This is a genomic window from Parachlamydiales bacterium, assembly GCA_041671045.1.
Classification (GTDB): domain Bacteria; phylum Chlamydiota; class Chlamydiia; order Chlamydiales; family JABDDJ01; genus JABDDJ01.
The window spans coordinates 338,354-351,888 of sequence record JBAZCF010000003.1; the positions used below are offsets into that span (position 1 = coordinate 338,354).

Genomic DNA, 13,535 nt, shown 5'->3' on the forward strand with positions numbered 1-13,535 from the left:
GTCTATATAATCTCGCATAAATTCAATTTATAACTATCAAACGACAAAGTAAAATTATGCAACTTTTTTTACCAAAATACGAAGTGGAAGAATGCGTAGATGCAATCCGCAAAGTTCTAGAGTCGGGCTGGACAGGATGCGGACCTGTTTGTCGCCAATTTGAACAAGATTGGTCATCATTTACAGGCGCATCACATTGCCACTATATGAGCAGTGCTACAGCAGCCCTACATGTAGCCCTCAGACTATGCAATCTACCGCCAGAATCGCATGTGTTGACAACGCCACTGACGTTCGTCTCAACAAATGCAGTTATCCTGTATGAAAATCACATCCCTGTCTTTGTTGACATCAACGAAGACGACCTCTCATTGGATGCTGACGACTTTTTATTGAAAAAAGAAAGATACAAATCCAAAGCAGCAATGTGGGTACATTATGGCGGCAACATTTCCGATCATTTCTACAAAGTTGCAGAAGCCCTCAAGTCTGAATTAGGAAAAAGTTTTACATTGATTGAAGACTGTGCTCATGCTTCAGGAGCACGCTATAAAGATGGAAAAGCTCTGGGTTCATCCCCTTCCACTTACTCATGCTTCAGCTTCCATTCCGTAAAGAACCTACCGACGTTTGACTCAGGAATGCTTTGTGTCAATTCCGAAGCGGTAAATCAACGTGCTAGAAAGCTTTCTTGGCTAGGTATTGACAAGGACACCTTTGCACGGACGAACTCCACGCAAACCGATCTATATAAATGGCGTTATGATGTGCCGGAGCTAGGCTGGAAATATAACGGCAATGATGTCGCCGCTTCTATTGCCTGTGTTCAGCTGAAATACCTTGATAGGGACAACAAAAAAAGACATCAGATGTTCCAATGGTATAAGGACAACCTCGAATCCAACAAAAACCTTAAGATCATGAAGCATTCTCCCCACAGTTCACACCACCTATTTGTGCTGCGTGTAAAAAATAGGGACGAGATGATTAAGATCTTAAAAGATAACGGAATAGCTGCAGGTGTCCATTATTTGCCGAACAATGATTTCCCCATTTTCCAAAAGTATTACACACCGGGCGAATGCCCTGTATTGGAGAAAATCAGTGGTGAGCTAATCAGTTTGCCTAACCACTTGACTCTTACTAAAGAAGATATCGACCGCGTATCAGAGGTTGTAAATGCAGCTGCAAAAAGCTAGTCTTACTCCACTAGACTTGAATAATCCCGACCATATCGGGTGCATGTTTTTAGTTAGATCGCATCCTGCAGTGTCGCAATTTATGCCGGGCTCGCCCCCGGCAAATTTTTTGCAGCACACTCAGTATCTGTACAATGTGAAAAACAAACTGTTTTTTATAGTGTATGAAGAGGAAACTCCCTGCGGTTATGCCCAGTGTACTTTCAGTGGCGAAGAGATAGAACTCGGCTGGGCCCTTCACCCTGACTACTGGGGTAAAGGTATAGGAACAACAGCAGTACAGCAATTAGTCGATGTCATTGCAGCACACAATAAGCGCATCGTCCTTTATGTCCAAAAAAACAATCCGCGCGCTTTAGCTATTTACCAAAAGCAAGGATTTAGTTTATTGGAAAAGGGAACTGACGAAAAGCAATATAAAATGGAACTTGTTCATGCTAATCGCTCCTGAGATATCTGTTGTCATTTCAACCTATAATAGAAACCATCCCTCTCGCGACTGCGCTTCCCTATTCCAACGAGCAGTAGATTCCATCTTAAATCAAACATTTTTTGATTTTGAGCTTATCCTTATTAATGACGCTTCCCATGATGGTACGCATGATCTCTGCTTAAAATATGCCGCTCAAGACTGCCGTGTCAAATATGTTTGCCATGAAAAAAACACCCAATTGCCCGCAAGGTGCTATAATGAAGGGATGGGTTTAAGCCGCGGCCGTTATATTGCTTTTATGTTTGATGATGATATGTGGTTGCCTACGACATTGCATGATCTTTATACCTTCTTTGAATCTAGCCTCAAAGAACTGCCTAACTTAGGAATGGTCTACGGTCAGACACAATTCAATGATACCGCTACGAACACAATTTTAAACCCTCAATTCGGATTAGCCTGGGATTTAAACCTTCTACATACTCATAACTTACTAGCTAACTGTGCTGTGCTTCTGAAAAAAGAGGTTATTGAGGTTGTCGGAGGTTATGACGAAGATCCTGTCATGCGTAGAATTTGTGATTGGGATCTTTGGCAAAGGATAGGTAGAATGTATTCCGTCCTCTTCTTACCTAAACTTGTGGCTAGTGTCTATCAAAATCAACCTGATTCCATAGGTTCATTGGTAGTGCTAGATAGAAAGCAGGTACGTAAGCGGCAAAAATCAAACCGTAAGCTTCCTCTTCAGATAAGAAATCCTACTATCTGGCAGCGTATTAGAAGTGCACTCACCTTTTTCCATATACATTTTCCCGTATCTAAAAAGTATAAGCATTATGAAGCCTTGTGCGTTCCTAAAATGAAATATTACACAAAAAAATTCCTACAGACAATCGGCTGCTGGAAACTTGCAAAGACAGTTTATGACCGCATCAAAACCTAAAGCTTTATTTGTATATTCTGACAGATTCTGCACTTGTACAATGAAAAGATGCTTTGAAGTTGTCAACGGCTTATGGAGATATCAAAACCATGCTGTGGAAGCTGCAGCGATACACATTAAAAATTTGGATGAACAGCATTTCCAGACTCATCAAGTGATACTTTTTCAGCGCCTAGGAGCCAATGGTGAGTTTTTATCAGAGGAAACAAAGAGTAATTTAGAAAATTGGATTTGCCGCTATAAAGATCGATGCCGTTTTGTATATGACATCGATGACTTTCTTTTTAATTCGCAAAGCGGATATCCGGCAACTTTGGCAAAACTTTGCCACTATGGTTTAGTGCCGAATGACTATCTAAAAGAGCAGATGTCAAAATATCAGAAATGCCATGTCATCAGAACACATGTAGACACTGATAGTATTCTACAAACCCCAAAAAAAGTCCATTCTCCGGTGAGTGATATTCACATAGGATGGTTTTCCTGTTCAGCTAATGGTATAGAAACAATTAAATCCGCTATAGATCAAATCCCCTTAAAATTAAAAAGCCGATTAAAATTTCATCTCTTTTGCGATGTGGTATTCCATGATTTAGTAAAAAAAGTCATTCCAGATACATGTTTAAATATATACCCCATGGTTTCCCCTTCCGAGATGTATTCAAACATGCTTTCGATGCAAATATTGATAAATCCATTGACGTTACATTGTCTTCATGAAGAACGCATCGGAGTGAAACAAGACGACTTTCCCTCCTTAATGCAAGGAAAATCAGAAGTCAAATATGCTTTAGCGGGAGCCTGCTCTATCCCCCTTATTGTTACACCTGTAGATTCCTATCAAAAGGTTATTAAGCATAAAGTTAATGGATTATTCGCCGATACTCCACAAGAATGGGCTGAAGGAATAATTTATCTTGCAGAACAACCCCAAAGTGCTCAAGAGATAGGTAGAAAAAGTTTTGAGGATGTTATTAAAAACTATAGTCTACAAAGGGCATCTAAGGATTACGCTGATTTTTTTCTTCAGATTACCGGTTAATACTTCCTCTACTGGAATTCCAACAGATTCTTCACTCTTTCAACTTTAACAATAATGACTTCTTCATTTCCTTATCTATTAGACAAAAAACCATTTGTCGATCCAGCCTATTGGACCGGTTTGATTCAATGTGAAAACAGATGGTTTCAGCGCGAGAGCGTCATAAAAAACTTAGGGAAGGCGGTAATACTTACCGGATTAACAAGTGTTTCTGCGGGGGGATTTTATTTATCTGCTGTTCCTATTGCTGCCGGGGCAATAGCCGCATTTGTAGGTTACCGTTTGTATCACAAAAAAGACTTCCCAGAAGACACTAGTGTACAAATCCGTCTTGCGCAAAACAACTTAAGAGCACTCTTCACACAATCATACAATGATCTACACTGTATTTCCGTCCAAATCAAATTACATGGCGAACCAGTTGCATTAGCCTATCTGCAACATAACTCAAACCTAACATTTTCAGATATTCTACATACATTGCAAGACGATGAAAACTACTCAGAAAATTATCGGCAACAACTGAGAGTAAGGCTAAGAGAAACTTTCAACTGCAAAAATGCCTTAATAGCTTCTAAAATAGGCCTGGAAGTGCACTTATTAGCAAAGTATTTTTCTGATGACAACTTTGCTGATTTCTATGAATTCATGTCGCAGTGCAAGGTAGACAAAATTAGAGAAGGACTTTTAACCACAATAGATAAAGGAAGGCTTCAAAAGGCCTGTGTGAAAGCACTGGGCTTTATAGCCCCTAAGTATAGTTATGACTGGAATGAAATAGTTTGCAAGCTTCTCGAATGGGGTATTTTTGAAGAGGATTCAGACGTCTATCAGGACTTAATTTTTTATCTAACTCATTTAGGTTTAGAAAGCAGAATTGCAAACTTAAGCTATCAGGTAAAAGAGATTCTCAGATTAATTATGCTTTATATGCCCAAAAATTTGCGTGAAAGAGATAGAAATAAATATTTAAATGAAAGATTCGAAAATATGGGCTACCATGAAAGAAACGATGAGTTAGAGTCCTTAAAAAAGGACCTTGCAAAATACAAAGACTGTTCGCTGCGTTTATTTAATATGCACTGATATTGTTTTTTTACGCTGAACCTTGTTCTTAGTATAAGAGTGCGACGACTTGTCCTTGCGGTTGAGTCGCGGGCTAGGCCAATCTTATGGATTCCTCTAAAGAGTGTTCATTAGTTCAAGTAGATCAATAGTATGTTGGTTGTTCACAAGATTTCCGCAATAGGATCTAAAATAGGATATGAGTTTTTGCTTGTTAGGTTGAGCATTCAACCAGGCGGCAATGATCCCCCTATCACTCTGGGATAGAGGTGCAAGACCAAATGCAAGCTTTGCAAGTGCGGTTTCGGTTCTAAATTGATCGAAATTTTCTGGAGCTACACCATATTCTTCAAGAGGGGTGGTGCTATATAGGTTATAATGTACGCACACAATTTTGCCGTTGGTTTTCTCTTGCACTACACTATATCGTTGCATATCAGAATAAGATCCCATTAAAGTCCTGCATTCTCCTGTTGCTACCTCTTTCATAAAGATAACTTCATGAAAAAGAAGGGCGTGTTGGTTTACAACGCCATGCATCCAATTTTGACAGCTATTCTTACGTGTCATAGCGGCAAAGTCATGTGTGATACGGATAGGAAGAGTACCATAAACACGATCGAATTCATCAAACTGCTTCACAAAAGATAAGCCGATCATTCGTTTTCTATCCTTAAAGTGATAAAGTTGGTGCGAATAATTTTTATTAAATCCGCTTATCATTGAATCTAATGTAGATATTCCAGAGTTAGTTGTTATCCAAGGGTTTACCGCTCTTCCGATTTTCCTCTTACGCCTTTTGTCTTCTTCAAAGCCTGTTTCGTCTACAGTTTTACTAATACTTGAATCCACATCAATCGATTGATCTAGATCCAGGTCAACATCCACTTCTCCATCTGCATCAGCTTCAGTATCTTTTGCAATCTCTATGGAAGCTACATTTTCGTCATCTTCCGTTCCGTCTGTAAAATCTAAAAGGTATTTTTGCTGCTCGATGCGGTCATCATCTTGAAGTAATTTAATGGCGTCTTTGACAATGTTCGCCGGGGTGCCTTGAAGTGAAGGAAGCAGTCTTTCCAGGCGTAGGCATTCAGCCTTAGCAGCTTTGAGCAAGGTTTTACGTCCTTTGATTTTTTTATTCGGCCGTGCACGTTTAATTAGGGGGGCATGACAAGATTTTTCCAGCCACTCAGAGTAGACTGCTAAAGCGGCATCACGGATTTCGAAATATTGTTTTTGATTTTCTATGGACGCGTCTAAAGCCCTGATTAGCGCTACAAAACTTAAGGCTTGGATACTTTGCTTATGTGTGGCGAAAACGAGCTTTTTTTGTTTTGCCACTTCGTTTTCAATCATCACGATCACATAGCGTGCGGCTAATGGAATGCCTTTGAATTTCTTCTCATCTTGGACTTTCGCTTGCAAGCCTTCGTCTTGGATAAAATGATAGCTTGATCCTTGCCCCCACTTTCTATCGCGCATTCCCGCTTGTCCAAAATTAGTGACATCCGTGTCGGAAGATAAGCCCATCTTATTTACACGGTTGGATAAGAGTGAGATATTTGTTCCGCGTGTATCTTTTAAGGAGAAGATGGTGTTGGTAGTTAGAAGGTCCGTATATTCCGAGTCATCTCTTAGTTTACTCTCATGATTTAGCAGCAAAACCTTATCTTCTTCGCCTTGAAAACGCACTATACGCTCTTCGGGAAGGTAGGGTGATAATCCTTTCGCTATAGCTAGGTTAGTCTTCCCATCGAAGTAAGGGCCTACGTCAACAAAGGCGCTTCCCGGGGTCAGCCTACTTGCAAGGAAAGAGTCAAAAGGAACAGTGTAGTCGAATGTTTCAACCGGATGTTTTGCAAGATCTAAAGCAAAATTAGCGAAAACGAAGCCGGAAGCCCCTTTTTGGCGTAAAAGTTCAGGATGACGTTGAACTAAAGACGGTAAGGAGCGTGCGCTCTCTGTATTACCTGAGGATCCCCATAGTTCCTTCATGCTGAAAGAAGCTAAAACTGCATTGCCTTCAATACGCTTGGGTTTATAAAAATAGTTTTCAAAATTCACAAAGGTGATCACTTCTATCAGCCATTCCTCATGACTATTGACTGCGCTCAGTATTACCGGGAAATCTTTCTCGGTTATCGTAGAGAGTGCTAAACCAAAGCGATTGAAAAATTCTTTAGCAGAAGGGGTTTCCTCGACAGAACTTAATTCACTTTGTTCACTCTTGAGGAGTTCGTCTTGGACTTTTTTCTTCCAATAATTGACATAACCCGGCATCGCTTGGATGTAGGCTTTATTACGCATATAGTCTACGCAGGTATCCCAAACGGTCATTTCAAGGGAAGCTGTTTCCCCATTTTCATTAGGTTTTGAAGCGTAAAAACAAGGTTTAGTATGAATGCCGTCTTCGGAACGGATAAATTTAACCCCCTGATCACGGTCATAGGTATGATTAATGATTTGCGATAGGAAAATATGGTATTCCATAATTTGATCGGCTTTTGGATGTCCTATAATTTTTTGATCAAAAAAGTCGATGATTTTTTGTTTTTTGGCTCCTCTGAGGTAGCCTTGTAAAAGGTCTTGATCAAGGTCATGACAAGCCAGGGATTCGCAAATCACCCGTGCAAAATCCTTAAGGAACTCTTTCCTTTGCACCTCATTCATGTCCTTGGGCTTTTTCAAGACATAATAGGATTTGTACTTGGCTAGGTCTTTATGCGTTAAAATGAGTCGCATACAATTCAATCCGGGAAGATAGACGGAGCTTTGCAGCTTAATATCCCTGCCGTTTGCAAAGTTATGGTATTGTTGAGAGTTCCCTACCTGATCCAATTCATCACTGCCGGTAACATGTCTTTCTTTTATTATTGTTCGGTATGCTGTGAGGGCACGTATTTGTTCAAATTCTTTTTCACTCTTACTATCAGCATCCAAAACTAATAGTGTATGGGCATGCTGTAAACTTAGGAATGAGTGCATTGTTTGGTCTATGCGTCCCCTATTTTTTATAAGGGAAAGGTATTTACGGTGTTCACGATAGATTGTCACCAGGTCTAGCTGGACATCGCGTGAAAAGCCATCCAGATATGCCATATGGCCGTAGGCAGCAGTAGCTTGCTTTAACAGGCGATGGTGCGGCCTGACTAAAGGAGCGTGGGTTAGAACGCCGGCCATAAAGTAGCCATTAGCTCTTGCACGCAGAATGATATTACGGATAACGGTCGTTTTTCCTCCTCCCCAACGTTCTTGCTTGAATGAGCTAGGGTGAGTAAGCATATCCATGTAATGCTTAAACTGGGAAGGGGCTTGAATGATCTTCTGCTCTTCATCGATGAGGAGTAGGATTTTTGCCAAAGGATGTGTTTTTGAGCAGTAGGGTCGTTTTGCTTGCAGTCTTAGGGCGAGGAGTTGATGGTCGAATGATCCTTCGGGTTTGGTCTTACACTTCAAAGCTAGTTGAATGATCTTCTCTGCTTGGAGGTATTGCGTACGAAGCTCTAAATACTCTTTATAGGCTAGCTGCACTCGTTCAGACTGCCCCTGGGTTAAATCCGCACGTTGGACAAAACGATTCCATTCCTCTTGATTGACGGCTTGCTTCCCCTCTTTGAACAGATCTTCTGCATGCTCTATCTGACCTTTAACTTCATGGATAAGCGATGAATCACTGTGCTTCAAGTTAAAATTTGCCACAATGGATTCCTTAATAGCGCAGTAGTCCTTTTGAAGGCCTGCTTTCCACTTAGAAAAGGTTTGAGCAATTTCATCAAAGTTAACATTTTTACCTATGACCTTTGATTCATTCAGTGCGGCGGTTGAAAGATGACCTTCGAGTTCTTCAATCAGTTCTGATGCCAGCTCGCTTTCGTAGCTGTCTTTATTATCATAATACGACTTTAAACCATCTGCTAGCTCACGCACAGGTTTGGGGTCGAATTTGATCGACTCAGATTTCTCAAGCCACGCGTGGACATCAATACCCGCAAAAAGCGCGCCTTCTATGGGGTTCTGATAATCCTTCAGTTCAGTAGATAAAGGTTCCTTTTGAATACTGACAGCCTTCTCTATAGCTTTAATTTCAAGTTTTAAAGCATGTTCTAACAAAGCTGTTGCATCATCGTCGGTAAGCTTTTTAGAACTTTCAATACCCCTACTTTTGTAATAAGCCCAATCTTCTGACGTTAATAAATCGTTCCCTTTTGTAAGGCTCCAGCTAGGGCAGCGCAGAGCATAAAAACGCACTCGTTCACAAAGCTCTTCCGGTAGGTCCATTTGGCTATCGGCACAGTCCGCAATCTTTTTATATTTCATAAAAGCATCTAAGAGTGGTTCCAAATTATTATCTGCGCATCTAACAGAAGCGCTAGGTAAAATTTGTTGTTCGTGGATTTCTTGTTCCAGAAGGTACACGTATGCTTTCAAAGCTTTTGCGTTAGGATGGATGTCTTTCCACTCTTTCATCCAAGTAAAGACTTCCTTCGACTGCACATCTAAATTCTGGGTACGTAAGTATCCTTCTTTCAGTGCTTTTTTAGCTTCGACATATCTGCCTTGGGTGAGCAATACATACGCCAAATAGTAATGGTCAGCGGGGTTTTCTGAACAAAGTCCTTTTTCAGGATCGATCTCGAACATATGGATAGTGCTGGAAATAGTGTCTGTTTTCACTTTTTCTAACTTAGAGTTAGTTTTCCCTAAACGTTGTTCATATTGCTGATGCTTTAATATCAGTTGAGGATAGAAATTATCATGAGTCAATAAAAGATAGTCATTAAATGTAGGTTGAAAGTAGTTAATCGTTCTCTCATGAGCGGTGTCTGAATAGTAGAGGGCTCTATTCAAGAATCCATCGATTTTAGCATCGTTGAGTTGGAAACCGTCAAAATTTTTGCAAGAGAGAATATTTGTACTAGGATTCCATATGTAACTCAATCCGGTGGAAGAATCGATAACAACTTCGAGCCTCCCCCCTGTGCCTAAAAAGATTAAGTCATTCGGAGCGGACAGACGCCCAAGCTTCTTCAGGATTTCTGCAGGAACGTCAAAGATTAAATCTTGTGGAGCATCGGATAAATAGCACTGGGAGATACGTTTGAATTTTATCTTATTATCCGGTTGGAGATCTAATTCTGCCTGGTAACGGGTCTCCCCCTTCTCGTTGAGGAAAAGGGCTGTTTTTTTATCTTCAGATACCATACACCGGCACTTCAGCATATCCTGAGGAAGATTATCAACGGCTTTTCTTGCAAGACTGCTTTCTAACTTATAAGTTCCCAGTAAATTTGGAAGGGGTGTTTCCATATAGAATAGATCCAGATCTGAAGAGAGTGGGATCCAAATCTTCACATCTCCTATCTTCACATGGAAGTAGGATACTGTCCCATCGGTAAGTAGCTCCCCTTTATGTTTTTCCTTTAGCTTAGCTTCATCCACGAATCCCTTTAGATAATGGCGATAACGTGTAGGGATAGAAAAAGTCATTTCCGCTGGTCTTTCTGCAGTACCCAAACGTAAATTCAATGTTAATGTTGGAGATTCAAAAACGCAAGAAGCGGTCTGTTTCCATTTACGGGGCCTGTCCGGAAGCACGAAACAGAAGGAGATAATATCATCGATGCGCGAGGGATTGTTTTTGCATAGTCTATCAATTGTAGGGTATATCTCATTGATCAGCAGATCGATTTTAACTTGATTTTCACAGAAATCATTTTTGAATTTGTTTGTATAGGTGAAATATAGCTTAAATAGATCATGGATTTCAGCATCGCTCCGTTTCTGCTTAGCATAAGTCGCTTCACACAAGAGGACCGCCTGCATCAGCTCTAATGTGGAGGTACTCAGAGGCTGATTCTCTAAAGCATCCTTAAGCTGTGATTTCAATCTTGCGAAAGTGCCTTCATAAAGGCGCTTCAATCGATTCATTTGGGCTGCATCAAGGTTTTTTATTGTCGCTGCTACATAAGCACAAGAGGATAAGTAAGGGGCCCAAAAAGTGATCGGGAAAATATTTTTTTTCTGTGCCTGATCCAATTTATCTATGTGATGGACTATTTCAAATAGAGATTGTGGGTCATCTGTTAAATGATAATACAATCCCTCAGCATTAGTGGTCTGCATGAGGAACACTCTTTGCCATGATTTATCAGCTATTAAATGCGGTTCTTGTGAAAATGTTATATAGGTATTGAGAACAGAACGTTTGTTTGTCCGCATTAGCTGTAAAGATTGACTTGTATTGACAGTCAGGCCTTTGAATGTCAGCTTATCATCATACACCATATCTTGGGTGGGGCATCCTCCCGTATAGTGTCCGACATTAAATACATAATCTCCACCCCTCATATTCACTTCAGAGCTGCAGATATAATTCCTTATTAACTCTTCATTGATAACTTCGAACTGCTCTTGATAATTGGATAAAGGAGAATCTATATATGAAGACATATACCCTAGAGATAAACGTACTAAACAATCTCCATAATTCTTGTAAAGTAAGCCGATAGGTTCAATAGCTCGACATCTTTCGTATATATCTGTACACGCAGAACTAATACGTAAATCTCCCTGAAATAAGAGGAGTTTCTCACGTACACTCTTCCTTTCTTCACGATACTGTTTTTGAGAATACTGATGAAGTGTTGAATCCGAAGGATTTCCCCCTATATAGCTAGGGTTGTGTTCCTGCAGTAATAGCACGGTTCCTTCATGTAAAGCGATTTCATATAATACTGCGGCTTCCATTCCATACTGTCTAGAATGTTCCCATTTCTCATAATTGTATTTTAAACCTTTTTGCTGAATATTATATAACTGCTGTCTTGCACGTATAAATCGTGCTTGAAGATGTCCTAGCGAGAAATACTCATCAAGCCTAGGTGTGACTCGGACTGAATGAATATTTAACTTATTCAATACATAAGCTTCCATTACAAGCATCTCGGTCAAGGCGACTACATTCCCGGAAGGCATTGGATATCGTTGCAGACGGTAATAGTTGGATGCAATTTGCCTAATCACTTCAAGATAACGTACCACCCACTTCTCTAAGTCCTCTTCGCTTAAAGTATCTAAGTAAGTCTGAGTGGCATCCAGACGCAATCTCTCACTAAAGCGAAGTAGTTCCTTGTCCAATAGAGCGAATTGCTCAGTTTCTTTCAGATGGTTGATATATCCTTCCCACATCTTTATTCGAGATTCAATATCTGCCTCATCCTTATCTTTAAAATAGGGTAAAGGTGGTGCATGTACTACTTCAACAGTCTTTTTCTTCGCAGGAGGTATAGTCAGAAGAGGTAGCGTATTTAACGCGATTGTGGGTAAATCAAAGAGCTTTTGGGGAGCAGATGATGCACTTTGCTCTTCTACTAAAGCTTCGGGGGTTTTGGATTTCAATAAAATGCGCAAATGATTTTCACAAAATATAATAATTTCTGCATTGTGAGCCTTTTTAGCCTTTTCAATAAGGTGTAGAAGACAATTCCGCATCCATAGGTTAAATCCTTCTGTTTCAAGGACGATATGTTGGTTGAGTACCCGCCTGATTAGGAAATATTCAAATTGTAGAGCCAAAGAAGGGTATTCATTTTTGAAGAGGGCTTTGATATGTCTTTTCAGATCGTTTGTATCGGTAAGTTTATTCTGAAGCAATTCTTGAATAGAAGTGATTTTATTTTCTGCATTTTGAACTCCTTTTAAAAAGTCCACCCAGGCTGTTAGATAGGCAGAAACGGTATCTTGTTCCTGTTTATGCTGCATTGCTGCTTCTGAAAAGTTATTAGTAAAAATCATCGCGGGTAAAACGAAAGTTCTAAATGACTCAATCTCACTTAAAAGAGCGGGTATTTCTTTATGCTTGGACCCGGTTGCAACATGGAAAGCATCCAGCACATCTTTCGTGACGGAAAAGGAATGAAGTTTATTTTTACATTCTACAAAGAAATTACTGATATAGTTCTGCTTCACAGAACTAACTACATTTTTAGCGTTAATATGGCTGTAGAAATCGAAACCAATTTTCTCTAGAAGAAATTTAAAAAAACGGACGATGCGGTTTTCTTTTGGAATAAGCTTTAAATCTCGGTTTAACCAAGCATTTTTTAAACAGGAAATATCTATATTTGGCATATGATAAAAAACAGTATTAAGATAAATAAAATAAAATATTTTTTAAGTATAGCTTAAATTTTACTAAATAGCAACTATATATTATTAGTTTTTAACTAGAAATTATAGCCAATTAAACTAGATTTGTAGATTTATCTTCTGAAATCTCTGCCCCCACTTGCGCTTTAATCCGTGTCAATTATGATGAGCAATCTACGGCAGGATTGAATAGACAGAATCATGATTGAAAAACCCGCAAAAAAATATACTTATTCGTTGATCATTAAAGAGGCTAACTTGGACGTGTATGGACATGTCAATAATACAGTTTATTTAACCCTTTTTGAAGAAGCCCGCTGGCAAATTATCACTGATGGCGGGTATGGATTGGATAAGATCAAGGAAACAGGAAAAGGACCTGTGATATTGGACATTCATGTCCGCTACCATAAAGAAATACACCTCAGAGAACTTATCGTTATCGAATCTCAGTTTCTTTCCTATGAAAAGAAGATCGGTAAAATTCATCAGCGCATGATGCGCGGTGATGATGTTTGCTGCACAGCAGATTACACAACGGGTCTTTTTGATTTAGGTGAAAGAAGGCTCATCCTTCCTACGGAAGAATGGCTTAACGCTATTGGCTATAATATTTAAGTTATAAGTAACTTTTCCTAACTGCCAAGTTTCGAGACCCTCAATTTGTCGAGGATAAAAAAGGAAAGAAGAAGAAGGTTTTTCTTT

The 13,535-nt window shown here is 39.7% G+C and carries 7 protein-coding genes; 6 read left to right on the forward strand and 1 reads right to left on the reverse strand.

The window, feature by feature from the left end:
• Positions 1 to 56: 56 nt before the first annotated feature.
• The 5 genes from WC222_06075 (at position 57) to WC222_06095 (ending at position 4,703) form a co-directional block, all read left to right on the forward strand.
• Positions 57 to 1,199 carry a DegT/DnrJ/EryC1/StrS family aminotransferase gene (locus tag WC222_06075; GenBank protein MFA6915945.1) on the forward strand — a complete coding sequence of 381 codons (1,143 nt, stop codon included), beginning with the start codon at positions 57 to 59 and terminating at the stop codon, positions 1,197 to 1,199.
• Entirely contained in the window at positions 1,180 to 1,650 is a 471-nt protein-coding gene (locus WC222_06080; protein ID MFA6915946.1) for a GNAT family N-acetyltransferase, read from the forward strand. The genes WC222_06075 and WC222_06080 overlap by 20 nt, the downstream gene beginning before the upstream one ends.
• Entirely contained in the window at positions 1,634 to 2,575 is a 942-nt protein-coding gene (locus WC222_06085; protein ID MFA6915947.1) for a glycosyltransferase family A protein, read from the forward strand. The genes WC222_06080 and WC222_06085 overlap by 17 nt, the downstream gene beginning before the upstream one ends.
• Complete coding sequence (locus tag WC222_06090) at positions 2,556 to 3,617, forward strand: glycosyltransferase (GenBank protein ID MFA6915948.1); 1,062 nt, start codon at positions 2,556 to 2,558, stop codon at positions 3,615 to 3,617. The genes WC222_06085 and WC222_06090 overlap by 20 nt, the downstream gene beginning before the upstream one ends.
• A gap of 120 nt (positions 3,618 to 3,737) precedes the next feature.
• Positions 3,738 to 4,703, forward strand: coding sequence for a hypothetical protein (locus WC222_06095; protein MFA6915949.1), 966 nt, complete (start codon positions 3,738 to 3,740; stop codon positions 4,701 to 4,703).
• A gap of 96 nt (positions 4,704 to 4,799) precedes the next feature.
• On the opposite strand, the gene WC222_06100 is transcribed toward WC222_06095, so the two are convergent.
• The gene (locus tag WC222_06100) at positions 4,800 to 12,812 is read right to left on the reverse strand and encodes a hypothetical protein (GenBank protein ID MFA6915950.1); all 8,013 of its coding nucleotides are present in this window, start codon (positions 12,810 to 12,812) and stop codon (positions 4,800 to 4,802) included.
• Between the two features lie 219 nt (positions 12,813 to 13,031).
• On the opposite strand from WC222_06100, the gene WC222_06105 reads away from it, so the two are divergent.
• Positions 13,032 to 13,448, forward strand: coding sequence for an acyl-CoA thioesterase (locus WC222_06105; GenBank protein ID MFA6915951.1), 417 nt, complete (start codon positions 13,032 to 13,034; stop codon positions 13,446 to 13,448).
• Positions 13,449 to 13,535: the final 87 nt, after the last annotated feature.

What these genes read in the sequence shown, in the direction of transcription:
- WC222_06075 (MFA6915945.1), top strand. Translation starts at nt 57, where the DNA reads ATGCAACTTTTTTTACCAAAATACGAAGTGGAAGAATGCGTAGATGCA.
- WC222_06080 (MFA6915946.1), top strand. Translation starts at nt 1,180, where the DNA reads ATGCAGCTGCAAAAAGCTAGTCTTACTCCACTAGACTTGAATAATCCC.
- WC222_06085 (MFA6915947.1), top strand. Translation starts at nt 1,634, where the DNA reads ATGCTAATCGCTCCTGAGATATCTGTTGTCATTTCAACCTATAATAGA.
- WC222_06090 (MFA6915948.1), top strand. Translation starts at nt 2,556, where the DNA reads ATGACCGCATCAAAACCTAAAGCTTTATTTGTATATTCTGACAGATTC.
- WC222_06100 (MFA6915950.1), bottom strand. Translation starts at nt 12,812, where the DNA reads ATGCCAAATATAGATATTTCCTGTTTAAAAAATGCTTGGTTAAACCGA.
- WC222_06105 (MFA6915951.1), top strand. Translation starts at nt 13,032, where the DNA reads ATGATTGAAAAACCCGCAAAAAAATATACTTATTCGTTGATCATTAAA.